This is a genomic window from Serratia sp. TMDUHS_CL (assembly GCF_037137105.1).
GTDB lineage: Bacteria > Pseudomonadota > Gammaproteobacteria > Enterobacterales > Enterobacteriaceae > Serratia > Serratia nevei.
Map to the genome: position 1 here is coordinate 1 of NZ_JBBBDV010000038.1, position 512 is coordinate 512.

Sequence of the window (512 nt, forward strand, 5' to 3'; positions counted from 1 at the left end):
GAGCCGGTGGCAATCAGGATGACGTCCGGCGTGCCCGCGCAGTCTTTCAGCACGTAGCCGCCGCGGTACACGTTCGCCAGCTGCTCTGCGGTGCGCGGCTGCTGGGTCAGGTTCTGACGCGAGAACACCAGGGTGGTCGGGCCGTCGTTGCGCTCGATGCCGTACTGCCACGCCACCGCCGACTCCACCTGGTCGCACGGGCGCCAGGTGCTCATGTTCGGGGTCACGCGCAGGCTCGCCAGCTGCTCCACCGGCTGGTGGGTCGGGCCGTCTTCGCCCAGACCGATGGAGTCGTGGGTGTAGACGAACACGTTGCGCAGCTTCATCAGCGCCGCCATGCGCACCGCGTTGCGGGCGTATTCCACGAACATCAGGAAGGTCGCCGAGTACGGCAGGAAGCCGCCGTGCAGCGCGATGCCGTTGGTGATGGCGGTCATGCCGAACTCGCGCACGCCGTAATGAATGTAGTTGCCCGCCGGGTCAACGTTCAGCGCTTTCGAGCCGGACCACAT

1 pseudogene is annotated in these 512 nt (G+C 66.8%); it reads right to left on the reverse strand.

The features are described 5' to 3' along the window. Positions 1–512, reverse strand: a pseudogene (locus tag WCL58_RS25265) (transketolase); the annotation flags it as partial.